Below are 22,598 nucleotides of genomic sequence, written 5' to 3' on the forward strand. Positions count from 1 at the left end.
GTAAACTCGGGCCCATGATCCGTCGCGTCGATCTGACCTCCGCCGCCGACACCGACCTGCGCCGCGCCCTGCCGCGGGCGAAGGTCGACGTCCATGCGGCGGTGTCGACGGTCGCGCCGCTGCTGGCAGAGGTGAAGGAGCGCGGCTACCCGGCCGTCCGCGAGGCGACGCTGCGCTTCGACGGTGTCGACGTCCCGACGCCTCGCGTCGAGGCCGACGCGCTGGCGGCGGCCCTCGACGAGCTGGACGGCGACGTCCGCGCCGCGCTCGAGGAGTCGATCCGGCGCGCCCGGATCGTGCACGAGGCGCAGCGCCGCGAGACCGTCGACGTCCAGGTGGTCCCCGGTGGGCGGGTCAGCGAGAAGTGGGTGCCGGTCTCGCGGGTCGGGCTCTACGTCCCGGGCGGGCTGGCCGTGTATCCGTCCAGCGTCGTCATGAATGTCGTCCCCGCCCAGGTGGCCGGGGTCGACTCCATCGCCGTCTTCAGTCCGGCGCAGAAGGAGTTCGGCGGCCGGCCGCACCCGACGATCCTCGCCGCCTGCGCGCTGCTCGGCGTGGACGAGGTCTACGCCGTCGGGGGTGCCCAGGCCGTCGGGCTCGCCGCCTACGGCGACGCCGACCTCGGCATCGAGCCGGTGGACGTCATCACCGGCCCCGGCAACGTCTACGTCGCCGCGGCCAAGCGGCTCGTGCAGGGCGTCGTCGGCATCGACTCCGAAGCCGGTCCCACCGAGATCGCCGTCCTCGCCGACGCCTCCGCCGACCCGGCGCACGTCGCCGCGGACCTCATCAGCCAGGCCGAGCACGACACCCTCGCCGCGTCGGTCCTCGTCACCGACTCCGTCGAGCTGGCCGACGCCGTGGACGTCGAGCTCGACAAGCAGGTCGCCGCCACCAAGCACACCGAGCGGGTGCGCACCGCCCTCGGCGGCGAGCAGTCGGCGATCGTCCTGGTGCGGGACCTCGAGCAGGGTCTGGCGGTCGTGGACTTCTACGCCGCCGAGCACCTCGAGGTGATCACCACCGATGCCCGGCAGTGGGCCGAGCGGGTCCGCAACGCCGGCTGCATCTTCGTGGGCGCGCACGCGCCGGTGAGCCTCGGCGACTACTGCGCCGGCTCCAACCACGTGCTGCCGACCGGCGGCACCGGACGGCACGCCTCGGGGCTGTCGGTGCAGTCGTTCCTCAAGGGCATCCACCTCGTCGAGTACGACGCCGCTGCGCTGGCACAGGTCGCACCCCACGTCATCGCGCTCGCCGAGGCCGAGGACCTCCCCGCGCACGGTCAGGCCGTCGCGATCCGCACGACATGACCTCCATCGAGGAGCTGATCCGTCCCGAGCTGCGCGGTGAGGTGCCCTACGGCGCACCGCAGCTCGACGTCCCGGTCCAGCTCAACACCAACGAGAATCCGTACCCGCCGTCGGAGACGGTGGTGGGCGCCATGGCCGCCGCGGTGGCCGACGCCGCCAGGCGGCTGAACCGGTACCCGGACCGCGACGCCGAGGCATTGCGCGCCGAGCTCGGCGCCTACCTGGCACGCGACACCGGCGTCGCCCTCGGCGTCGAGCAGATCTGGGCGGCCAACGGCAGCAACGAGATCATGCTGCAGCTGCTGCAGGCCTTCGGTGGACCGGGTCGCACCGCGCTGTCGTTCGCACCGACGTACTCGATGTATCCCGAGTACGCCCGCGACAGCCACACCGCGTGGGTGACCGGTCGGCGCGCCGCGGACTTCGCCGTCGACCGTGAGCACGCTGTCGCGCTCATCGCCGAGCAGCGTCCCGCGGTGGTCTTCCTCGCCTCGCCCAACAACCCGACAGGGACGGCGCTCGCGCCGGCTGACATCGAGGCCATCGTCGAGGCGGCACCGGGCATCGTCGTGGTGGACGAGGCCTACGGCGAGTTCCGTCGCGCGGGTGTCCCGAGCGCGGCCACGCTGTTGCATCGTCACCCGCGCCTGGTCGTCACCCGCACCATGAGCAAGGCCTTCGCCCTCGCCGGGGGGCGGCTGGGCTATTTCGCCGCGTCACCGGAGATCGTGGACGCGGTCCGCGTGGTCCGGCTGCCGTACCACCTCTCGGCCACCACGCAGGCGGTCGCCCGCGTCGCGCTCGCGCACGCCGACGAGCTGCTCGGCGCGGTGGGGGAGCTGCGCGCGGAGCGGGACCGCACCGTCACGTGGCTGCGCGAGAACGGCTGGCGCGCCGCCGACTCCGACGCGAACTTCGTGCTCTTCGGCACCTTCGACGACCGGCATGCCGTCTGGCAGGGCCTGCTCGACCGCGGCGTGCTCATCCGCGAGACTGGACCCGACGGCTGGCTGCGCGTCTCCATCGGCACCGCCGCGGAGATGACGGCGTTCCGCACCGCACTGGAAGAGGTAACCGCATGAGCAGGACCGGCCGCATCGAGCGGGCGACGAAGGAGACGAAAGTCCTGGTCGAGATCGACCTCGACGGCGCCGGGCGCACCGACGTCTCCACCGGCGTCGGCTTCTACGACCACATGCTCACCTCCTTCGGCAAGCACGGCCTCTTCGACCTCACCGTGCAGGTCGAGGGCGACCTGCACATCGACGCCCACCACACCGTCGAGGACACCGCCATCGCGCTCGGCCAGGCCTTCGCGCAGGCCGCCGGGGACAAGGCCGGGACCCGCCGCTTCGGCGACGCCATGATCCCGATGGACGAGTGCCTGGTGCAGGCGGCCGTCGATCTCTCCGGCCGGCCCTACCTGGTGCACACCGAACCCGACGGCGCCCCGCCGATGATCGGGACGCAGTACGCGACGACGCTGACGCGACACGTCTTCGAGTCCTTCGTCTACCACGCCGCGATCGCGCTGCACGTCACCGTCCACGCCGGCCGCGACTGGCACCACGTCACCGAGGCGCAGTACAAGGCCGTGGCCCGCGCACTGCGCGCCGCCGTCGAGCACGACCCGCGGGTGCAGGGCGTGCCGTCCACGAAGGGCGTCCTCTAATCGCAGCCAAGATCACGATCCTGGACTACGGCTCGGGCAACCTCCGCTCCGCGCAGCGGGCGTTCGAGCGCGCCGGGGCCGAGGTCACCGTCACCGCCGACCGGGCCGCCGCGGACAACTGTGACGGCCTCGTGGTGCCCGGCGTCGGCGCCTACGCCGCCTGCATGGCCGGGCTGCATGCCGTCGAGGGCGAGCTGATCGTCCAGTCGCGGGTCGCCTCGGGACGTCCGCTGCTCGGCATCTGCGTCGGCATGCAGGTGCTCTTCGACGCCGGTGTCGAGCACGGTGTCGAGTCCACCGGACTCCGCGTGCTGCCGGGCCGGGTCGAGGCGCTGCACGCGCCGGTGGTCCCGCACATGGGGTGGAACACCGTCGAGGCGGCGGCAGGGACGACGCTCTTCGCCGGCATGCCCGCCGACACCCGCTTCTACTTCGTCCACTCTTACGCTGCGCACGAGACGTCCGGTCACGTCACCTACGCGACGCACGGCGAGCGTTTCGTCGCCGCCGTGGAGAGCGGCAGCGTCAGTGCGACGCAGTTCCACCCGGAGAAGTCCGGCGACGCCGGCGCCACCCTCATCGAGAACTGGATCGCGACCCTCTGACGGGCCGGGCCGCTCCTCCGGGCCGGCAGGCCGAACCCGCCGGACGTCACGAACCCGCCGGCAGGCCGAACCCGCCGGACGTCACGAACCCGCCGGCAGGCCGAACCCGCCGGCTGATCGAACCCGCCGGACGTCACGCGAGTGGTCGAATTCGGGTGCGAGTGGTCGGTTCGGGAGCGACCACTGGACCTCGAAATCGACCACTCGGCGTACAGCAGCGGACCAGCAGCGGGACCGGCAGCGAGACCGGCAGGGGAAGTGGCTACAGCAGCGGGACCGGCGGCGAGAGAGGTGGGACGTGAGCAAGGAGCGGCAGCGGGCGCGCGCGGAGCGCGAGGCGGTGGCGGCGCGCCGGGCCGAGGAGCAGCGCGCCGCGCGAGAGCGTGAGGCGGCGGCGCGGCGCCTGCGTGAACGTCGCGCGCTGCGCTGGCGCCGACTGCGGCTGTGGTCGAACGCTGGTCAGCGTCGCGATACCCGCGAGCGGGTCGCCGCGCTGATCCTGCTCATCAGTGTTGCCCTCGTCCTGGTGTACGTCCTGACCCGCTCGACGGCCGCGACGGTCGGCACTGGGATCATCGCCCTGATCGGGCTCCCGGTCCTGGTGATGCTCTTCTTCGAACGGAGACGGTGAATGACGCTCGAGTTGCTGCCCGCGGTGGACGTCGCGGACGGTCAGGCGGTGCGGCTGGTGCAGGGTGCCGCGGGCTCGGAGACGTCCTACGGTGACCCGCTGGAGGCGGCGCTGCAGTGGCAGCGCGACGGCGCCGAGTGGATCCACCTCGTCGACCTCGACGCCGCCTTCGGCCGGGGTGACAACCGCGCCCTGCTCGCCGAGGTGGTGGGGCGCCTCGACGTCGCCGTCGAGCTCTCCGGCGGCATCCGCGACGACGCCTCGCTCGAGGCCGCGCTCGCCACCGGCTGTAGGCGCGTGAACCTCGGCACCGCGGCCCTGGAGTCGCCGGAGTGGGTCCGCTCGGCCATCGCGCGACACGGCGACAAGATCGCCGTCGGTCTGGACGTCCGCGGCACCACGCTCGCCGCGCGCGGCTGGACGCAGGACGGCGGGGACATCTGGGAGACGCTGGCCCGCCTGGACGCCGACGGCTGCGCCCGCTACGTCGTCACCGACGTCACCAAGGACGGCACGCTGAAGGGCCCGAACCTGGAGCTGCTGCGCGAGGTCTGCGCGCGGACGGACAAGCCGGTGGTGGCCAGCGGGGGAGTCTCGTCGCTGGACGACCTGCGTGCCATCGCCTCGCTCACCGACCTCGGCGTGGAGGGCGCCATCGTGGGCAAGGCGCTCTACGCCGGTGCCTTCACGCTGCCGGACGCCCTCGCCGCCGTGCGCTGACGGGTGGCCCGTCTCGCGGAGTGGCTCGAAGGTGCGCGGCCGCGCACCCTGCTGCTCGCGCCCGCCCCGGTCATCGCCGGGGTCGGCGTCGCCGCGCACGACGGTGACGTCCGGTGGTGGCGTGCCGTGTTGGCGCTGCTGGTCGCGCTCGCACTGCAGGTGGGCGTCAACTACGCCAACGACTACAGCGACGGCGTGCGCGGCACCGACACCGACCGCGTCGGACCGCTGCGGCTGGTCGGCTCGGGTGCGGCGTCGCCGCGCGCGGTGCTCGCCGCGGCCGCCGCCTCGTTCGCGGTGGCCGGCGTGGCCGGCCTGGTGCTGGCGCTGCTGGCCGCCTGGTGGCTCGTCCCGGTAGGGCTGGTCTGCATCGCCGCGGCCTGGAGCTACACCGGCGGTCGGCGGCCCTACGGCTACCGCGCCCTCGGCGAGGTCGCGGTCTTCGTCTTCTTCGGGCCGGTCGCGACGGTGGGGACGGCCTTCGTCCAGACCGGACGGATCACCGGTAGCGGCCTGCTCGCCTCGTTGACGCCGGGACTGCTCGCCGTCGCGGTGCTCGTCGCCAACAACCTGCGCGATGTGGGTGGTGACACCCTCGTCGGCAAGCGGACGCTCGCCGTGGTGCTGGGGGAACGTCGCACCCGCGCGCTCTACGTCGGCTGCCTCGTCGCCGCCCTCGTGCCCCCGGTCCTGCTCGGGGCCAACTGGTGGACGGAGCTCCTGCTCCTCGGCGCCGGCCTCGCCGCCCGTCCGGTCGTCTCGGGCGCCACCGGCCGCGCGCTCATCCCGACGCTGCGCACGACCGGTCAGCTTGCCGTGCTTGCCTCGGTTGTGCTGGCGCTCGGCCTCGCCGACGTCGTCTGACGTGACACCGGTCGGGATCTTGGTCCCGGCCGGACCGGAGCCTGCGAACGTTAGGCTGACGCGCCCGGCGTTGCGATGATCGCGGTGCGGGTTTATCGGGAGGGAAACCGATGACGTTCCGTCGTGCTTGCACGCTCATCACGGTGGCGGCGCTTGCCACCGTGTGTGCCGCCGTCCTCGCTGCTCCGGCCGCCGTCGCTGCGCCGGTGACAGTGCAGGTCGGGACGGTGGCTGACGGGCTCACGACCGTCGCCGGGCAGCTCGTCCTCGCCGGGAGCACCGGCGTCGACACCGGCCCCGCCGCCGGACCTTATGAGTCGCGAATCATGATCAGCGGTATCGCCGCTGCGTCCTCGCTGGCCGAGGCAGGCGGCGGGACCGTCTACGCCAGTGGCAGCGCCGGGCTCTTCTCGTTCACCGAGGACAACGCCACGGCGATCGACACCGGGCCCTACGGCTGCCTCGGCGACGTCGCCGCGACACGGGCGGCAGTGTGGGTGGTGTCGAGCTGCGAGGACGGGAACCCCACGGACCCGCGAATCGTCTCGATCAGCACCGGCGAAGCTGGCGGTACGGCTCCTGCGATCACCGCCGACGCGATCTCTGTGGGGTCCGGCGGCCAGGTTCGACTGGCGAGCGTGCCCGCCGCACCCGACTTCCTCGCTGTCGCTGACGAGACAGCGCCGCCGTCCAGCGACACCGACGGCGTGCCGACACGGCGTGCACGGGTCTTCGACATCGGGGCGGGATCCGCCACGCCGTCGTACACGTCGGATTTCGGTGCCGGGGACGGCGTGCCGGTCCTCGCGCTGTCGCCGGACGGGACCCGGTTGCTCGCCGGTGCCGGCTACTCGACCTCGGTCTTCGATCTGGTCAACCAGCGTTACCTCGCCGACCTGTCCTACTTCACCGGCCACAACGACATGATCAAGGACGCCGCCTTCACCGCCGACGGCCGCCACGCGGCGGTCGCGTGGTCCGGCGACGACGGTCGGGGCGGGGTGACCACGTATGACGTGGCGGCCGCGGGTCGTGCCGCGCGCTTCACGTCCTATCCCGATAGCGCCGTGCCCGTCGCGGTCGCCTGGGACGGGAGCAGCCTGCTGGCCGCGGTCCCGCATGCCGGCGGCGATGTCCTCCGGTCGACTTCCCGGGCCTACCAGGGGGCGGTGACCGCGATCCTGCGCCCACCCACCTACCCCGTGGCGTGGGGCGGCAGGGTGACCATCGTCGGCACCCTCGCCGCCGCCTCCGGCGCGGTACTGCCCGGAGTGACCGTGAGCGTCACGCGCTCCGGACCCGGCGGGACCGTCGCCCTCCCGTCTCGCACATCCGACGCCGACGGCGTCTTCACGATCGCCGACACGCCCACGCAGCCGGGGCGTTACGGCTACTCCGTTACCCGTGTGGCCGACGATGAGTTCGCCGCCGTCGCGACCACCCTGGCCCTCACGATCCGGCCGCGGCCGAACTCGCTGAGCCTCCGCTTCGACCGCGCGAGCTATGAGGCCACGCAGCCGGCTATGGTCACGATCCGGCTCGGTCACTGGACCAGCAACCGGACGGTGCGCCTCTACGGCGAGGCCTGGCACGTCCCGCGACAGCTGATCCGGACCGGCACCGTGGACCGAAGCGGGGTGTTCCGGACGAAGATCTACATGCCCTTCACCAGTCGCTTCACCGCGACGTACAGCGGGGACAGCCAGTATGCGGCGGCCTCAGCCGGGGTATCGCGCACCGTCGGCGTCCGGGCCTTCGCCTCGACGAGCAAGCCCCTGGCCACGAAGGGCAGCTACCGCGTCTTCCGCGCGAGGAAGCCGATGGCGATCGCCGCCAACGTCACCCCGTGGGTGCGTAGTGCCCGGGTCAACTTCGTCGTGCAGGCGTTGCACGGCAAGCGCTGGCGGTCCTGGGGCTCCGGTGGCGCATCGGTGGACGACGACGGCTGGTCGGTGCTGCGTTTCACCGGCGCGCGCGGCGAGCGTTACCGGTTCCGGGCCACCATCGGCGACAGCCCACTCGCGCGGGGCGCGACCACCGCGTGGCGCTACCTCTCCTTCCGCTGACTTCGCGGCTGTGTAACGCATCCATATGCGTCACACAGCCGCGAACCGGGTCGAACCCGGCAACGTAGGCGCATGGCGACCACGGATGCAGTGCAGACATCGACGGACGGTCCCGAGCTCAAGCGCGTCCTCGGCCCGGGACTGCTGCTGCTCTTCATGATCGGCGACATGCTCGGCGCGGGCATCTACACGCTCACCGGCAAGGTCGCCGGCATCGTCGGCGGCGCGGTCTGGATCCCGCTGCTGGTGGCGTTCGTCATCGCCACCATCACGGCCTGCAGCTATCTCGAGCTGGTCACCAAGTACCCGAAGGCCGCCGGCGCTGCGCTGTACACGCACAAGGCCTTCGGCATCCATTTCCTCACCTTCATCGTCGCCTTCGCCGTGCTCTGCTCCGGCATCACGTCGGCGTCGACGGCGTCGCGGTCGTTCGCCGCCAACTTCGCCGAGGCCTTCGACATCACGCTGAGCGAGGGCTTGGGCATCACCCTGGTCGCGCTGGCCTTCCTGCTCGTCATCGCCGCGATCAACTTCCGCGGCGTGGGGGAGAGCGTGAAGCTCAACGTGGGGCTCACGATCATCGAGGCGAGCGGGTTGTTGATCATCCTGCTCGTCGGGGCCTGGGCGCTCGGTGGCGGTGACGGTGACTGGAGTCGCGTCACCGACATCAACCTGCCCGAGGGCAAGAGCGCCTTCGCCGCCATCGGCAGCGGGACCGCGCTGGCCTTCTTCGCCCTCATCGGCTTCGAGGACTCGGTGAACATGGCGGAGGAGACGAAGAACCCCGCCAAGATCTTCCCGCGGATGATGCTCACCGCGCTGGCCATCGTCGGCACGCTCTACATCGTCATCGGCATCATCGCCGTGGCCCTCGTGCCCCTGGACCAGCTCTCCTCGGGCAGCACGCCGCTGCTCCAGGTGGTCGAGGCCGGCGCCGCCGGCTTCCCGCTCTGGATCTTCGCCTTCATCACCATGTTCGCCGTCTCGAACACCGCGTTGATCAACATGCTCATGGCGAGTCGGCTCGTCTACGGCATGTCCCGCGAGCGGGTGATCCCGAAGGCGCTGGGGCACGTCCACCGCAGCCGGCGCACGCCGTGGGTGGCGATCGTCTTCACCACCGTCCTCGGCCTCACCCTCGTCGGCTTCGTCAACGAGATCACCTCGCTGGCCGACACCACCACGCTGCTGCTGCTGGCCGTCTTCAGCGTCGTCAACGTCGCGGTGCTCGTCCTGCGCCGGGACCGTGTCGAGCACGACCACTTCCGGACGCCGACGCTGCTCCCGATCGTGGGCGCGATCGTCTGCGTCTACCTGGTGACCCCGGCCATCGACCGGGACGCCGAGGTCTACAAGACAGCAGGCATCCTGCTCGGCCTCGGCGTCCTGCTCTGGATCGCCAATGCGATCCATCGGCACGCCGGCGACGCCAACGCCTCGCGGATCGAGGACCCGGCGAAGCTCAGCTGACGCCGACGGGCTCGCGCGGACTCTCGCCCCGGGCGAGCTCGCCACCGCGTGCCTCCTTGCCGAGCAGGGCGAGGACGGCGACGGCGATGAAGACCGGGATCATGGTCGCGGTGAGCGCGAAGGTGTAGCTGTGCGTCTCGGCCAGGTGCTCCTGGATCGGCAGGTTGAAGGCGGCCAAGCAGTTGCCGAGCTGGTACGTCACGCCGGGGTAGAAGCCCCGGATCTCGGCGGGCGACAGCTCGGTCAGGTGTGCGGGGATCACACCCCAGGCGCCCTGGACGACGAACTGCATGAGGAACGAACCGAGGCAGATCATCCCCAGCGTCGTCGAGGCCGCGAAGAGGGGCAGGATCGGCAGTCCCAGCACCGCGCAGAAGACCACGACGGCGCGCCGGCCGTACTTCTCCGACGCCGCTCCCATGATCGTTCCGCCGATGAGCGCGCCGACGTTGTAGAGGATCGCGATGTAGAGCGCGGTGTTCGGCGCGAAGCCCAGCCCCTCCTTGAGGAAGGTCGGGTAGACGTCCTGCGTGCCGTGGCTCATCCAGTTGAAGGCGGTCATGAGCAGGATCAGGTAGCCGAAGCGGCGCAGCACCTTGCCATCGGACATGACGTCTCGGAAGCGGGTCTTGTTCTTGACGACGTTGGCGCGCGTCTCCTGCCAGACCTCGGACTCCGAGACCTGCGTGCGGACGAAGAGCGACACCAGCGCGGGTAGCACCGAGAAGGCGAAGAGCCCGCGCCAGCCCCAGGTCGTGAGATTCTCGATGAGCAGATAGACGACGGCGGCGAACATGTAGCCGATCGCGTACCCCTGTTGGACGATTCCGGAGACCAGACCGCGCTTGCCCGGCGGCACCTTCTCCATCGCCAGCGAGGCGCCGAGACCCCACTCGCCTCCCATGCCGATGCCGTAGAGGAGTCGCAGCACCAGCAGGTAGGTGTAGTTCGGCGCGAAGGCGCAGAGCAAGCCGACGACCGAGTAGAAGCTCACGTCGATGACGAGCACCTTCTTGCGGCCGACGCGGTCCGCCCACGCGCCGAAGATCGCCGCCCCGACCGGACGCATGAGCAACGTCGCGGTGGTCAGGAACGCCATGCGCTCGAGCGAGACGCCGAGGTCCTTGCCGACCTCGGCGTAGACGAGGACGACCACGAAGTAGTCGAAGGCGTCCATCGCCCAGCCCAGGGTCGCCGCGGCGACGGCCCGGATGTCACCCGCGGTCATCTGCTGCGGTGCGCTCGTGTCGCTCACATCCGCCTCCGAGAATTCGCTCATTCAGCTCTTATGACTCGCTCACGACACCGTATGCCCGCCCGCGGCGCAGCTGAATCAGTCTTGGCAGACTGACCCGGTGACCACCGCCGCGACGCTCGCCGTCCGCGTCATCCCCTGCCTGGACGTCGACGCCGGTCGGGTCGTCAAGGGCGTCAACTTCACCGGGCTGCGGGACGCGGGTGACCCCGTCGAGCTCGCCCGCCGATACGACGAGCAGGGCGCCGACGAGCTCACCTTTCTCGACATCACGGCCTCCTCGGGTGGGCGGGAGACGACGTACGAGGTCGTGCGCCGGACCGCCGAGCAGGTCTTCATCCCGCTGACGGTGGGCGGGGGAGTCCGGACCCCCGACGACGTCGACGCGCTGCTGCGCGCCGGGGCGGACAAGGTCGGCGTCAACACCGCTGCCATCGCCCGGCCCGAGCTGATCGGTGAGATCGCCCGCCGTTTCGGCAACCAGGTGCTGGTGCTCTCGGCCGACGCCCGACGCGTGCCCGAGGGCGGGACGCCCACGCCGAGCGGCTTCGAGGTCACCACCCACGGCGGCCGGCGCGGCACCGGCATCGATGCGCTGGAGTGGATCGCCCGCGCCGCCGACCTCGGTGCCGGCGAGATCCTGCTCAACTCGATGGACGCCGACGGCACCAAGGACGGCTTCGACCTGGACCTCATCAGACTCGCCCGCGCCGCGGTCGACGTCCCCGTGATCGCCAGCGGGGGAGCGGGGGCCCGTGAGCACTTCGCCCCGGCCGTGGCGGCGGGGGCGGATGCCGTCCTCGCCGCGTCGGTCTTCCACTTCGGCGACCTCACGGTCGGCGACGTCAAGGCCGACCTGCGGGCCGCAGGGGTGGTGGTCCGGTGACGGGCCGCCGGCGTGAACTCCGCGTAGGATCACCAACCGCCCATCGCAGCCGGACCCCGGAGTGACCATGCGCGAGCGCAGGCGCGTCCACCGCGACGACGACGTCGAGCACGAGACGCCGTCAGCCGTCGTGGGCGCCGTGTCGATCGGGACGGCGCCCCTGCCGTTCCTCGCCGTCTACGCCACGCTCTTCCTGATCCACGGGACGATCGCGCCGGCCCACCCGCCGGCGATCACCTCCAGCCAGGACGGCGAGCTCGTCGCCGGCATTGTCGCGGTGGTCATCTTCCTCGCGCTGTCGGCCACGCTGTGGCTCTTCCTCAACGGCAGGCTCCGCTGGCCCTTCCTGCTCGGCCAGGTCGTCGTGCTCGCCACGACCGTGTGGTTCCTCGTGGACGAGACGGTGGGCGGTCGGGCGGTCTCGCTGCTGGTGCTGGTGACGAGCCTGGTCGCGCTGGTGCTGGGTCTGGCTCCCGACAGCTGGCGCCACGTCGGACGGACCCCGCCGGCCGCGCTGCTCCGGCTGTTCAGGCAGGCCCCGGCGCCGGCCGCGGGCGATCCGCAGCTGCTCCCCGGCAGCGGGGCGCCGACCATGGTGGAGCCGGCATCGCTGCGCCGCCGGTCGGGCACCGACTGATCCACCCGGAGCGATTCAGCACCTACCCTGCTCACAGGTTTCGCCCATGTTTGGCTCAGGGTAACCGCTCAGGATGGACACAGCACGGACCAAGACCGCACCTGGTCAGTGATCCTGACGAGGCTCAATCCGGGAGATCCAACGAAATGAGCGCAGCCACCGTCGTGTCCAGCAGCCCCCTCACCAAGCGCCGGGTCCTCGTCGTCGACGACGAGGACAACGTGACGCACCTCGTCTCCTCCGCGCTGCGCTTCGACGGCTTCGAGACCGTCACCGCCGACAGCGGAACCGCCGCACTGGCCAAGGTCGCCGAGACCGACCCCGACCTCATCGTCCTCGACGTCATGATGCCGGGTCTGGACGGTCTCGGCGTGCTGCAGAACCTCCGCGCCGCCGGGTCGCAGGTGCCGGTCATCTTCCTCACCGCGCGCGACACCGCCAGCGACCGCATCGTGGGCCTGCGCTCCGGTGCCGACGACTACGTCGTCAAGCCGTTCAGCATCGAGGAGCTGCTGGCCCGGGTGCACGCGGTGCTGCGCCGTTCCGCGCCGGACGCCGGCCGCGAGGGCGTGCTGCGCGTCGCCGACCTGGAGCTGGACGAGAACAGCCACGAGGTCACCCGCGCGGGCCAGGAGGTCCACCTCACCGCCACCGAGTTCGAGCTGCTGCGCTACCTCATGCGCAACGAGCGGGTGGTGCTCAGCAAGACCCAGATCCTGGACCGCGTCTGGAAGTACGACTTCCAGGGGCAGTCGAACATCGTCGAGCTCTACATCGGTTACCTGCGCAAGAAGATCGACAACGTCGAGCCCAAGCTCATCCACACGATCCGCGGCGCCGGCTACGTGATCAAGGCTCCGCGTAGCTAGCCCACCTTGAGCACCTCCCACTACACCCCGCCTCCGCCGACGGCACCGCCCCCGCCGGAGGACTCGGGACCCGTCGACCCGCCGGTTCACCCTCCCGAACCGGCGGGTCGTCGCGTCCGGCGCGGGCCGCGCAGCCTGAACTCGAAGATCACGATCTTCGTGGTGTCGCTCGTCGTCGTCCTGGTGACGATCATCGGGGCGGCCACCTACTACTCGCTCCGCGCGTTTCTCTCCAGCAAGCTCGACCAGCAGCTGCAGACCACCCTCGGCCAGGCCGGCAGCGTCAACGACATCTTCCGCGACTCCGCCAACGGTCCCGCGCCGCTGGAGGTCTTCGCCGTCGCCCTGGACCCCGGCGACGGCAGCTTCATCACCTACCCGCCGGCGCAGAGCACCAACCTGGAGCCGATCCGGCTGCGGCCGGACGACGCCCGTCGCCTGGTCAGCTACGCCGGCGCCGGACCGCTCACCATCCGCACCACCGACGGCCACGAGCTGCGGGTCAGTGTGCAGTCCGAGACGGTGCTGCTCTCCAACGGCGAGCGGATCCGAGCCCTGGTCGTCATCGGCCTCAGCACCGCCGACGAGCGGCAGACGTTGCGCCAGCTGCTGGTGCTGGAACTCGTCATCGGCGGCGCCGCCGTGCTGATCGCGCTCTTCGCCACGACCGCCGGCGTCCGCTTCAGCCTGCGACGGCTGCGCCGCGTCACCGTCACCGCGCAGGACGTGGCCACGGAGCTCTCGCCCGAGGGCGCCGGCCTGGACCGACGCGTCCCCGACGACGAGCCCGACACCGAGGTCGGCCAGCTCGCGACCTCGTTCAACACCATGCTCGCGGCGGTCGAGACCCAGTTCGCGGCCCGCGTCGAGAGCGAGCAGCGGATGCGGCAGTTCCTCGCCGACGCCTCGCACGAGCTCCGCACGCCGCTCACCTCGATTCGCGGTTACGCCGAGCTGGCGCGGATGCAGCGCGCGATCGGCGACAACAACGAGGACAACCTGGACCGCATCGAGTTCGAGGGCACCCGGATGTCCCGGTTGGTGGAGGATCTGCTGCTGCTGGCGCGGGGCGACGGCAGCGGCGACGACCGGCCGATGGAGCGGCAGCTCGTCGACGTCGCCGGGCTCATCGACGACGCGGTCGCCGGTTCTCGCGCCGCCTTCCCGCAGCGCGAGATCATCGTCGAGGACATCGACGCGGACGCCTACGTCGTCGGTGACCCGGACCAGCTGCTGCGCGTCGTTCGGAACCTCGTCACCAACGCGGCCGTCCACACCGCCGCCGAGCGACCCATCCGGGTCGCGGTGGACTCCGACGAGGTAGGCGTGGCCATCAAGGTCATCGACGGCGGGCCCGGGCTGCCACCGGAGGAGGCCGCTCACGTCTTCGAGCGCTTCTGGCGGGCGGACAAGGCGCGGACCCGGGCCCGGGGTGGCAGCGGCCTCGGTATGTCGATCGTGGCCACCATCGTGCGCCGCCACGGCGGCAGCGTCCGCTTCGACAGCACCGTCGAGCACGGCAGCACCGTCACGGTGTGGCTGCCGGGGGTGCAGCCGGGCTGAACCGGTGCCGGGCAGGTCGGATCGCGGGCTGCGGCACAATTGGCGCCATGCCGCCCGGAGACCCCTCCGCGCTCGACCCCGCCGTGGCCGAGCGTCTCAAGCGCGACCCCGCCGGTCTGGTCGCCGCGATCGTCCAGCAGTACGACACCGGAGAGGTGCTCATGCTCGGCTGGATGGACGACGAGGCGCTGCATCGCACCCTCACCACCGGTCGCGGCACGTTCTGGTCCCGCAGCCGGCAGGCGTACTGGGTCAAGGGCGAGACCTCGGGCCACACCCAGCAGGTGAAGTCGGTGGCGCTGGACTGCGACGGGGACGCGCTGCTGGTCAAGGTCGACCAGACCGGCCCGGCCTGCCACACCGGCGACCACAGCTGTTTTGACGCCGGCGACCTGCCGGTGCGCGCGTGAGCACCCCGCTGGGCCGCGCGGACCTCGACCGGCTCGCGCGGACGCACCGGATGGTGCCGATCACCCGCACCCTCTTCGCCGACTCCGAGACGCCGGTGGGGGTCTATCGCAAGCTCGCCGCCGGTCGTCCCGACACGTTCCTGCTCGAGTCGGCCGAGCCCGGCGCGTCGTTCTCCCGCTGGTCGTTCGTGGGCGTGAACGCGCTGGCCAAGCTCTCGGTCGTCGACGGAGAGGCGGCCTGGAGCGGGAACGTCCCCGACGGACTGCCCCGCGACGGCGACCCGCTGGCCGTGCTGCGCGACTCGTGGCGGGCGCTGCGGGCACCGCGGCTGCCCGGACTGCCGCCGCTGACGGGGGGCTTCGTCGGCTATCTGGGCTATGACGTGGTGCGCCGGCTGGAGCGGCTGCCCGACAAGGCCGACGACGATCTCGGCCTGCCCGAGCTGACGATGCTGCTGATGGGTGACGTCGTCGCCGTGGACCTGCACGCCTGCACTGTCACCCTCATCGCGAACGTCGTGGTGGCCCCCGGCATGACCGGGGCGCAGCTGGACGACGCCTATGCCGACGCCGTCCACCGCCTGGACGTGATGCAGGCAGGTCTCGCCACACCGACCCCCCCGACCGTCGCGACGGTGGCGAGCGTCGGTCCCAAGGAGGCGGAGTCACGCACCGAGCCCGGCGGCTACCAGCGCGCGGTGCGGGCAGCCATCGAGGCGATCCGGGCCGGCGAGATCTTCCAGATCGTGCCGGGCCAGCGCTTCGGGGTGGCGACCGACGCCGACCCGCTCGACGTCTACCGGGTGCTGCGCACCCTCAACCCGTCGCCCTACATGTACTACCTGCACCTCGACGACCTGGACATCGTCGGCAGCAGCCCGGAGGCGCTGGTGACGGTGCACGAGGGCGAGGCGACGATCCACCCCATCGCCGGCACCCGGAAGCGGGGCGACACCCCCGAGCGGGACGCCGAGCTGATCCACGAGATGGTGAACGACCCCAAGGAGCGCGCCGAGCACGTCATGCTCGTCGACCTGGCGCGCAACGATCTCGGCCGGGTCTGCGTGCCGGGCAGTGTCAGCGTCGTCGAGTTCGGCGCGGTGGAGCGCTACAGCAACGTCTCCCACATCGTCTCGACGGTGACCGGTACCGTCGCCGACGGGGTCGACGCCTTCGACGTCTTCGCCTCGGCCTTCCCGCACGGCACCGTCACCGGTGCGCCGAAGGTCCGCGCGATGGAGCTCATCGACGAGCTCGAGCCGGTCCGGCGGGGCATCTACTCCGGCGCGCTGGGCTACATGGACCTCGCCGGTGACATCGACATGGCGATCTGCTTCCGCACCGCGATCATGACCGGCGGGATGGCCTACGTGCAGGCGGGGGCGGGGGTCGTGGCCGACAGCGACCCCGACTCCGAAGACCTCGAGACCCGTAACAAGGCCCGGGCCGTGCTGCAGGCGATCGCGACCGCCGAGACGCTGCGCACGGTCACGTGAGGCGGTCGGAGTGACGCGGCACCGCCCGCTGGCGCTGGCGCTGCTGCTGGACCTGGTCGGGGCCGGTGCGGCCCTGCTCGTCTCGATCCAGACCTGGCAGCGGCTGACCGCGACCCGGGAGGGTCCCTTCCCGGCGGCGCGGGTGGAGCTGGTGGGTCGCGAGGTGGAGCCCGCGGTGACGGCGCTCGCTCTCGTCGCGCTCGCCGGCGTCGTGGCGGTGCTGGCCACCAAGGGACGCTGGCGCCGCCTCGTGGGGGCGGTCGTCGCCCTCGCCGGGGCCGGCGTGGTGTGGCGCGCGGCGACCGCCTTCGGTCCCGTCTCCGAGCGGCGCGCCCTCGACGTCATCGCCGACAAGCGGGAGACCTTCAATCCCGGCGCCGCCGGCCGCGTGGCGATCACGACGCTGCCCGCCTGGCCGGCGGTGACGATCGGCTGCGGGGTGGTGGTCCTCGTCGCGGGCCTGCTGGTCGCCGTTCGGGGTGGCCGGTGGGAGGGGATGTCGGCGCGCTACGACTCCACCGCCGCGCAGGCCGCCGCGGCTCGGCCCGGCAGCGCCGAGGATCTCGCCGCCGACGAGGCACGGGCGGCGGCGGCGATGTGGTCCGCGCTGGACCGCGGTGAGGATCCGACCCGCAACTCGGGATCGGCGTCGGGCACGGCAGCATCGGACCCGGCTGCCGACCCGCGCGACCCGTGACACCGCCGAGTCGTTACCCTCATTCCACGGCACGTGTGAGCTGCACAGTGTCGGCAGCACGACGATCTCCGTCCACGACGCAGGGGGGTGACCCGGTGGCGAGCGTTCTCGACGACATCGTCGCTGGCGTCCGTGAGGATGTCGCAGCCCGTGAGGCCGCCCGGCCGCTGGCCGAGGTCAAGGCCCGCGCCGCCGACGCCCGTCCCGCCCGTGATGCGCACGCAGCGCTGCTCGAACCCGGCGTCGGCGTGATCGCCGAGGTCAAGCGCAGCAGCCCGTCCCGCGGCGCGCTCGCGACCATCGACGACCCGGCCGGGCTCGCCGCGCAGTACGAGGCCGGCGGCGCCCGCGTCATCAGCGTGCTGACCGAGCAACGCCGCTTCGGTGGCAGCCTCGCCGATCTCGACGCCGTCCGTGCCGCGGTGGACATCCCGGTGCTGCGCAAGGATTTCGTCGTCGGCAGCTATCAGGTGCACGAGGCGCGCGCTCACGGCGCCGACGTCGTCCTGCTCATCGTCGCCGCGCTGGAGCAGAACGTCCTCATCGGACTGCTGGAGCGGGTGGAGTCGCTCGGGATGACCGCGCTGGTGGAGGTGCACACCGAGGACGAGGCCTCGCGCGCCCTCGACGCCGGCGCCCGCGTCATCGGCATCAACGCGCGCAATCTCAAGACCCTCGACGTCGATCGCTCCACCTTCGAGCGCATCGCCCCCGGCCTGCCGAGCGGCGTGGTCAAGATTGCCGAGTCCGGTGTCCGCGGCCCGCGTGACCTCATCGAGTACGCCTCCTGCGGCGCTGACGCCGTGCTGGTGGGCGAGTCGCTGGTGCTCGGCGCCGACCCGCGGCAGGCCGTGGCCGATCTCGTCACCGCCGGCGCCCACCCGGCGACCCCGCGCGCGGCGCGCTAGCGTCCCTCGGGCAGCCGCAGCACGGTCACGGCCCAGTCCGCGGCCTCGTGCCAGCCGGTGAGGTCCCAGCCGGCAAACCGGTGCTCCCGCACGAGACCGGACGCCGCGGCGTCGGCGTCGAAGGCGGCCAGCGTGTATGCGCGATCCAGCGCAAAACCGGTGACGACGCGCCCACCCGGCCGGACGTGTGCCGCGATGTGGTCCAGCACGGCACCCTCGGAGCCGGGAGCCAGGTAGACCATCACGTTGCCGGCGAGGACGGCCAGGTCGAACGGCTCGGCGTCGAGGTCCAGGGTGGCGAGGTCCGCGTGGACCCAGCGGGGACCCGGGTGGTCGGCACGGGCCGCGGCCAGCAGCACCTCGTCGACATCCACGCCGACGACGTCGTGGCCGCGGGCGTGGAGGGCCGCGGCGATCCGTCCCGGCCCGCAGCCGGCGTCCAGCACCCGTGAGCCGGGTGGGACCAGCGCGTCCACCAACCGGGCCTCGCCGGTGAGGTCCGCACCTTCGGCGGCGAGGCGCCGGAACCGCTGCACGTAGGCCGCGGAATGTCCGGCGGCGGTGTCGGTGAACCAGCGCGGGGTGCTCACCGGCTCTCGATCCTGGCGCGGAGCTCGCGGGTGGTGGCCGCGGCCTGCGCCGGGGTGACACCGCCGCCGACGAGGGTCAGCGCGAAGGCCGACTCGTCACCCCACGCGCACGCCGTCACCGCCTCGCCGGAGGTGGTGCCGCTGGCGCAGCGCAGGAAGCCGCCGAGCGGACCGGCGGAGTGCGCCGTCGTCCGGCCACCGCCCCCGAAGCTGCGGGCGGCGGCGCCGAGGAAGAACTTCAGGCTGGACTCCACGCCGTCGCGGCGGACCTGGCTACGCAGCGACCGGATGTCACGCAGTGCGATGCCGATGACGACGACGCGGTCGCCGCTGGAGACCTGCTCCAGGACCGCCACGGCGGCGTGCCGGACGACCTCGTCGGGGTCGTCGCCGTCGCGGGCGAGCCGCTGACCCAGATCGGCCTTGAGATCGTCGGCGTCGACGCCGGCGACCGGCCGGTAGCCGGCAATCCGCGCCGGCACGGCCAGGCTGCGGCCGCCGGTGCCGCGTGCGTCGGTGACGTCGCTGTCGGAGAGCACCGCCAGCAGCGTTCCCACCACGGCCGCGACCACCACGACGACCGCGACGGCGATGACGGCCGGGTGCAGCCGCCGGCGGGGCGGCGTCACCGGTGGCGGCGGACCGCCGGGGTAAGGGCTCCAGGCGGAGTAGGGCTGGCCGGGCTGCTGCTGACCCGGCTGCGGGTAGGCCGGCGGCGGATAGCCCGGCTGCTGCTGACCCGGCTGCGGATAGCCGAGCTGCTGCTGACCCGGCTGCGGATAGCCCGGCGGGGGAGAGGGCTGCCGGTACGGGTCGTGGGGCGGATGGTGGTGCGGGTCGTAGGCCTGCCCGTCGCCGTGGTCGGTCACGATCCTCCTCCTGCTCGCACTGCCGATCGGAGCCTACGCAGTCGGCGAGACGGGCAGCTCCCGGTATCGTCGGGGTCATGGCGAACCTGACGATGCTGCCGACGGCGGTGCCGACCGCGGCCGGCGGGCGATGGCGGGGCTGACCGCTCCCGTCCGCTCATCCCTTCGCCCTTCCGGAGTACGACCATGACCTCCACCCGTCCCGCCACGCCCGCCACCGTCCCCGATCCGACCGGCCACTTCGGCCGTTACGGCGGACGCTTCGTCCCCGAGGCGCTCGTCGCCGCGATCGACGACCTCACCGCCGCCTTCGAGCAGACGCAGGCCGACCCCGCCTTCCGCGCCGAGCTGGCGCGGCTGCACCGCGACTACAGCGGACGCCCGTCGCCGCTCACCGACGTCCCGAAGTTCTCGGCCCACGCCGGGGGAGCGCGCATCCTGCTCAAGCGCGAGGACCTCAACCACACCGGCTCCCACAAGATCAACAACGTTCTCGGCCAGGCGCTGCTCACCAAGCACATCGGCAAGAAGCGGGTGATCGCCGAGACCGGTGCCGGGCAGCACGGCGTGGCCACGGCCACCGCCGCCGCGCTGCTGGACCTCGACTGTGTCGTGTACATGGGCGAGGAGGACACCCGCCGGCAGGCCCTCAACGTCGCCCGGATGCGGCTGCTCGGGGCGGAGGTCGTCCCGGTCACCACCGGCTCCAAGACGCTCAAGGACGCCATCAACGAGGCGATGCGGGACTGGGTCACCAACGTCGACACCACCAACTACGTCTTCGGCACCGTCGCCGGGCCGCACCCGTTCCCGCTGATGGTGCGCGAGTACCAGCGGATCATCGGCGACGAGGCGCGCGAGCAGATGCTGGCGCGGGTGGGCCGGCTGCCGGACGCCGTCGCGGCGTGTGTCGGTGGCGGCTCCAACGCGATCGGCATCTTCACCGCCTTCGTCCCCGACGCCGACGTGCGGCTGATCGGACTCGAGGCCGGCGGCGACGGCGTCGAGACCGGCCGCCACGCGTCGTCCATCACCGGAGGGACGCCCGGCGTGCTGCACGGTGCGCGCTCCTACCTGCTGCAGGACGACAACGGCCAGACCGTCGAGTCGCACTCCATCTCGGCCGGCCTGGACTACCCCGGCGTCGGGCCCGAGCACTCCTACCTGCACGACATCGGGCGCGCCGAGTACCGCCCCATCACCGACTCGCAGGCGATGGACGCCTTCTCGCTGCTCTCGCGGACCGAGGGGATCATCCCGGCCATCGAGTCGGCGCACGCGTTGGCCGGCGCCCTGGACCTCGGCCGCGAGCTCGGTCCCGACGCGGTGATCCTGGTCAACCTCTCCGGACGCGGTGACAAGGACGTCGAGACCGCGACCCGGTGGTTCGGCATGGATCTCGACGAGCAGCTGGCCGAGCCCGCCGCGGCGAAGAACCCCGAGGCGGCGTCGTGACCGCCGTCGGCGAGGCCATCGCCAAGGCGAAGGCGGACGGCCGCGCCGTGCTCGTGGGCTACCTCCCGGTCGGCTACCCGGACGTGGCGACGTCGATCGCGGCGATCGAGGCCCTGGTGGCCGGTGGCTGCGACATCGTCGAGGTGGGCATCCCCTACAGCGACCCGGTGATGGACGGCCCCACCATTCAGCGGGCGACCGAGCCGGCGGTCCGTGCCGGGGTCGGTATCCCGGACGCGCTGCGGGCCGTCGCCGCGGTGGCCGAGGCCGGCGCCGCCGCCGTGACGATGGGGTACTGGAACCAGGTCGAGCGGTACGGGGTGGAGCGCTTCGCCGCCGACCTCGCCGCCGCGGGAGGGTCCGGGGCCATCACGCCCGATCTCATCCCCGACGAGGCCGCCGAGTGGATCGCGGCCAGCGACAGCCACGACCTGGACCGCATCTTCCTGGTCGCGCCGTCCTCGACCGACAGCCGCATCGTCTCGACGGCCGCCGCGTCCCGCGGTTTCGTCTACGCCAGCGCGGTGATGGGCGTGACCGGGGCGCGGACCTCGGTCGGCGCGGCCGCCGGGACGTTGGTGTCCCGCATCCGGGAGCTGGCCCCCGAGACCGACGTCTGCGTCGGGCTGGGTGTCTCGACCGGTGAGCAGGCCGCCGAGATCGCCGCCTTCGCCGACGGCGTCATCGTCGGGTCGGCCCTGGTCAGGTGCCTGCTCGACTCACCCGACCAGACCGGGGTGGCACGGGTCCGCGAGCTGACCCGCGAACTGGCCGCCGGCGTCCGGCGCCGCTGACAGCGATTCGGGAGTGCTGATCCCGCTCAGCGGCATCAGCACTCCCGAATCGTGGAAGTTCAGCCGGTGGCGATGCGCTGCAGCTGCGAGTAGTCGCCGTTGAACTGGTCCTGGTCACCGGGGAACTGCCCCGAGTCCGCGTTCTGCCAGAAGGTGTAGTAGCTCCAGCCGGACGGGAGGGTGCCGGCGCTGGAGCTGTAGCGCGCGACCCAGAGCGGGTTCGTCGAGCCGAAGCTCCCCGCGGAGCCGACGCACTGGTTCCACCACGAGGTGGAGGTGTAGATCGTCGGGTAGGCGCCGGTCGCGGAGTGGTAGGTGTTGCTGAACGAGCTCACCCACGAGGCCATCGCCGACTGTGACAGGCCGTAGCAGGTCGCGCCGGAGGGGTTGTACTCCATGTCCAGCGCGCCGGGGAGCGTCTTGCCGTCGCTGGACCAGCCGCCGCCGTGGGCCAGGAAGTAGTTGGCCTGCGTCGCACCGCTGGAGGAGTCCGGGTGGGCGAAGTGGTAGGCACCCCGGATGAAGCCGGCGTTGTAGGAGCCGTTGTAGTTGGCGCTGAAGTTCGGGTCGGTGTAGCTCGTCCCCTCGGTCGCCTTGATGTAGACGAAGCGGGCACCGGCGCTGTACTGGGCGCCCCAGTTGATCGAGCCCTGGTAGTGGGACACATCGAAGCCGTAGACGACTCCGGCGGCCGAGGCCGGGGTGCTTGCGACGGTCAGTCCCAGCCCCGCGGCGAGGGTGGCCAGCAGGGCTACGAGTACACGTTTCACGGCAGCATCTCCAGTCTGCGATTCGGACAGAACGCCCAAACTCTTGCAGATGCTGTGT

Annotated in this window: 23 protein-coding genes; 19 read left to right on the forward strand and 4 right to left on the reverse strand. The window is 71.9% G+C overall.

Features of this window, described 5'->3' with window-relative positions; all coding sequences use genetic code 11:
- The first annotated feature begins 14 nt into the window (after positions 1-14).
- The 9 genes from hisD to AC0NZQ_RS15285 all read left to right on the forward strand — a co-directional run bounded on the left by hisD (position 15) and on the right by AC0NZQ_RS15285 (position 9,341).
- A complete protein-coding gene (hisD, locus tag AC0NZQ_RS15245; RefSeq protein WP_474530760.1) occupies positions 15-1,313 on the forward strand; it encodes a histidinol dehydrogenase in 1,299 nt (432 codons plus the stop codon).
- The gene (locus AC0NZQ_RS15250) at positions 1,310-2,395 is read left to right on the forward strand and encodes a histidinol-phosphate transaminase (protein WP_474530761.1); all 1,086 of its coding nucleotides are present in this window, start codon (positions 1,310-1,312) and stop codon (positions 2,393-2,395) included. Before hisD ends, AC0NZQ_RS15250 begins: the two co-directional genes overlap by 4 nt.
- A complete protein-coding gene (gene hisB, locus AC0NZQ_RS15255) occupies positions 2,392-2,985 on the forward strand; it encodes an imidazoleglycerol-phosphate dehydratase HisB (protein ID WP_474530762.1) in 594 nt (197 codons plus the stop codon). Before AC0NZQ_RS15250 ends, hisB begins: the two co-directional genes overlap by 4 nt.
- Entirely contained in the window at positions 2,985-3,590 is a 606-nt protein-coding gene (hisH, locus tag AC0NZQ_RS15260) for an imidazole glycerol phosphate synthase subunit HisH (RefSeq protein ID WP_474531412.1), read from the forward strand. The genes hisB and hisH overlap by 1 nt, the downstream gene beginning before the upstream one ends.
- Positions 3,591-3,888: 298 nt before the next feature.
- Complete coding sequence (locus AC0NZQ_RS15265) at positions 3,889-4,221, forward strand: hypothetical protein (RefSeq protein WP_474530764.1); 333 nt, start codon at positions 3,889-3,891, stop codon at positions 4,219-4,221.
- Positions 4,222-4,941 (forward strand): bifunctional 1-(5-phosphoribosyl)-5-((5-phosphoribosylamino)methylideneamino)imidazole-4-carboxamide isomerase/phosphoribosylanthranilate isomerase PriA, encoded by a 720-nt coding sequence (priA, locus tag AC0NZQ_RS15270; RefSeq protein ID WP_474530765.1) that lies wholly within the window; start codon positions 4,222-4,224, stop codon positions 4,939-4,941.
- Positions 4,942-4,944: 3 nt separating this feature from the next.
- Complete coding sequence (locus AC0NZQ_RS15275) at positions 4,945-5,805, forward strand: 1,4-dihydroxy-2-naphthoate polyprenyltransferase (RefSeq protein ID WP_474530766.1); 861 nt, start codon at positions 4,945-4,947, stop codon at positions 5,803-5,805.
- A 110-nt stretch (positions 5,806-5,915) separates the two neighbouring features.
- Positions 5,916-7,871 carry a hypothetical protein gene (locus tag AC0NZQ_RS15280; protein WP_474530767.1) on the forward strand — a complete coding sequence of 652 codons (1,956 nt, stop codon included), beginning with the start codon at positions 5,916-5,918 and terminating at the stop codon, positions 7,869-7,871.
- 72 nt (positions 7,872-7,943) lie between these two features.
- The gene (locus AC0NZQ_RS15285) at positions 7,944-9,341 is read left to right on the forward strand and encodes an APC family permease (protein WP_474530768.1); all 1,398 of its coding nucleotides are present in this window, start codon (positions 7,944-7,946) and stop codon (positions 9,339-9,341) included.
- On the opposite strand, the gene AC0NZQ_RS15290 is transcribed toward AC0NZQ_RS15285, so the two are convergent.
- A complete protein-coding gene (locus AC0NZQ_RS15290; RefSeq protein ID WP_474530769.1) occupies positions 9,334-10,620 on the reverse strand; it encodes an MFS transporter in 1,287 nt (428 codons plus the stop codon). The two genes, AC0NZQ_RS15285 and AC0NZQ_RS15290, sit on opposite strands and share 8 nt — an antisense overlap.
- A gap of 76 nt (positions 10,621-10,696) precedes the next feature.
- Between AC0NZQ_RS15290 and hisF the strand changes: the two genes are divergently transcribed.
- The 8 genes from hisF (at position 10,697) to trpC (ending at position 18,062) form a co-directional block, all read left to right on the forward strand.
- Positions 10,697-11,482: an imidazole glycerol phosphate synthase subunit HisF gene (hisF, locus tag AC0NZQ_RS15295; protein ID WP_474530770.1), complete on the forward strand. Its 786-nt coding sequence runs from the start codon at positions 10,697-10,699 to the stop codon at positions 11,480-11,482.
- A gap of 67 nt (positions 11,483-11,549) precedes the next feature.
- Positions 11,550-12,119, forward strand: coding sequence for a hypothetical protein (locus AC0NZQ_RS15300; RefSeq protein ID WP_474530771.1), 570 nt, complete (start codon positions 11,550-11,552; stop codon positions 12,117-12,119).
- A gap of 146 nt (positions 12,120-12,265) precedes the next feature.
- The gene (locus AC0NZQ_RS15305; protein ID WP_474530772.1) at positions 12,266-12,988 is read left to right on the forward strand and encodes a response regulator transcription factor; all 723 of its coding nucleotides are present in this window, start codon (positions 12,266-12,268) and stop codon (positions 12,986-12,988) included.
- Positions 12,989-12,994: 6 nt separating this feature from the next.
- The gene (locus AC0NZQ_RS15310; RefSeq protein ID WP_474530773.1) at positions 12,995-14,551 is read left to right on the forward strand and encodes a sensor histidine kinase; all 1,557 of its coding nucleotides are present in this window, start codon (positions 12,995-12,997) and stop codon (positions 14,549-14,551) included.
- 47 nt (positions 14,552-14,598) lie between these two features.
- The gene (hisI, locus tag AC0NZQ_RS15315; RefSeq protein ID WP_474530774.1) at positions 14,599-14,961 is read left to right on the forward strand and encodes a phosphoribosyl-AMP cyclohydrolase; all 363 of its coding nucleotides are present in this window, start codon (positions 14,599-14,601) and stop codon (positions 14,959-14,961) included.
- A gap of 50 nt (positions 14,962-15,011) precedes the next feature.
- Entirely contained in the window at positions 15,012-16,457 is a 1,446-nt protein-coding gene (locus AC0NZQ_RS15320; protein ID WP_474531413.1) for an anthranilate synthase component I, read from the forward strand.
- Between the two features lie 10 nt (positions 16,458-16,467).
- Positions 16,468-17,154, forward strand: coding sequence for a TIGR02234 family membrane protein (locus tag AC0NZQ_RS15325; protein WP_474530775.1), 687 nt, complete (start codon positions 16,468-16,470; stop codon positions 17,152-17,154).
- 95 nt (positions 17,155-17,249) lie between these two features.
- A complete protein-coding gene (trpC, locus tag AC0NZQ_RS15330) occupies positions 17,250-18,062 on the forward strand; it encodes an indole-3-glycerol phosphate synthase TrpC (RefSeq protein WP_474530776.1) in 813 nt (270 codons plus the stop codon).
- Here the strand turns inward: trpC and AC0NZQ_RS15335 are convergent.
- Positions 18,059-18,652, reverse strand: coding sequence for a class I SAM-dependent methyltransferase (locus AC0NZQ_RS15335; RefSeq protein WP_474530777.1), 594 nt, complete (start codon positions 18,650-18,652; stop codon positions 18,059-18,061). The genes trpC and AC0NZQ_RS15335 overlap by 4 nt on opposite strands.
- Positions 18,649-19,521 carry a hypothetical protein gene (locus tag AC0NZQ_RS15340; protein WP_474530778.1) on the reverse strand — a complete coding sequence of 291 codons (873 nt, stop codon included), beginning with the start codon at positions 19,519-19,521 and terminating at the stop codon, positions 18,649-18,651. Before AC0NZQ_RS15340 ends, AC0NZQ_RS15335 begins: the two co-directional genes overlap by 4 nt.
- Positions 19,522-19,707: 186 nt before the next feature.
- Here AC0NZQ_RS15340 and trpB point away from each other — a divergent pair, with 186 nt between their 5' ends.
- Positions 19,708-20,976 (forward strand): tryptophan synthase subunit beta, encoded by a 1,269-nt coding sequence (gene trpB / locus AC0NZQ_RS15345; RefSeq protein ID WP_474530779.1) that lies wholly within the window; start codon positions 19,708-19,710, stop codon positions 20,974-20,976.
- Positions 20,973-21,770, forward strand: a complete 798-nt coding sequence (trpA, locus tag AC0NZQ_RS15350) for a tryptophan synthase subunit alpha (RefSeq protein ID WP_474530780.1) — start codon at positions 20,973-20,975, stop codon at positions 21,768-21,770. Before trpB ends, trpA begins: the two co-directional genes overlap by 4 nt.
- 59 nt (positions 21,771-21,829) lie before the next feature.
- Here trpA and AC0NZQ_RS15355 read toward each other — a convergent pair whose 3' ends face one another.
- Complete coding sequence (locus AC0NZQ_RS15355) at positions 21,830-22,540, reverse strand: lysozyme (protein ID WP_474530783.1); 711 nt, start codon at positions 22,538-22,540, stop codon at positions 21,830-21,832.
- Positions 22,541-22,598: the final 58 nt, after the last annotated feature.

The sequence above is a fragment of the Jatrophihabitans sp. sgz311053 genome (genome assembly GCF_056135305.1).

Coding starts and splice junctions, on each gene's coding strand:
- AC0NZQ_RS15280 (WP_474530767.1), top strand. CDS start 5,916: ATGACGTTCCGTCGTGCTTGCACGCTCATCACGGTGGCGGCGCTTGCC.
- AC0NZQ_RS15300 (WP_474530771.1), top strand. CDS start 11,550: ATGCGCGAGCGCAGGCGCGTCCACCGCGACGACGACGTCGAGCACGAG.
- hisB (WP_474530762.1), top strand. CDS start 2,392: ATGAGCAGGACCGGCCGCATCGAGCGGGCGACGAAGGAGACGAAAGTC.
- AC0NZQ_RS15285 (WP_474530768.1), top strand. CDS start 7,944: ATGGCGACCACGGATGCAGTGCAGACATCGACGGACGGTCCCGAGCTC.
- AC0NZQ_RS15305 (WP_474530772.1), top strand. CDS start 12,266: ATGAGCGCAGCCACCGTCGTGTCCAGCAGCCCCCTCACCAAGCGCCGG.
- hisD (WP_474530760.1), top strand. CDS start 15: ATGATCCGTCGCGTCGATCTGACCTCCGCCGCCGACACCGACCTGCGC.
- AC0NZQ_RS15320 (WP_474531413.1), top strand. CDS start 15,012: ATGGTGCCGATCACCCGCACCCTCTTCGCCGACTCCGAGACGCCGGTG.
- AC0NZQ_RS15250 (WP_474530761.1), top strand. CDS start 1,310: ATGACCTCCATCGAGGAGCTGATCCGTCCCGAGCTGCGCGGTGAGGTG.
- priA (WP_474530765.1), top strand. CDS start 4,222: ATGACGCTCGAGTTGCTGCCCGCGGTGGACGTCGCGGACGGTCAGGCG.
- trpB (WP_474530779.1), top strand. CDS start 19,708: ATGACCTCCACCCGTCCCGCCACGCCCGCCACCGTCCCCGATCCGACC.
- AC0NZQ_RS15290 (WP_474530769.1), bottom strand. CDS start 10,620: ATGAGCGAATTCTCGGAGGCGGATGTGAGCGACACGAGCGCACCGCAG.
- hisI (WP_474530774.1), top strand. CDS start 14,599: ATGCCGCCCGGAGACCCCTCCGCGCTCGACCCCGCCGTGGCCGAGCGT.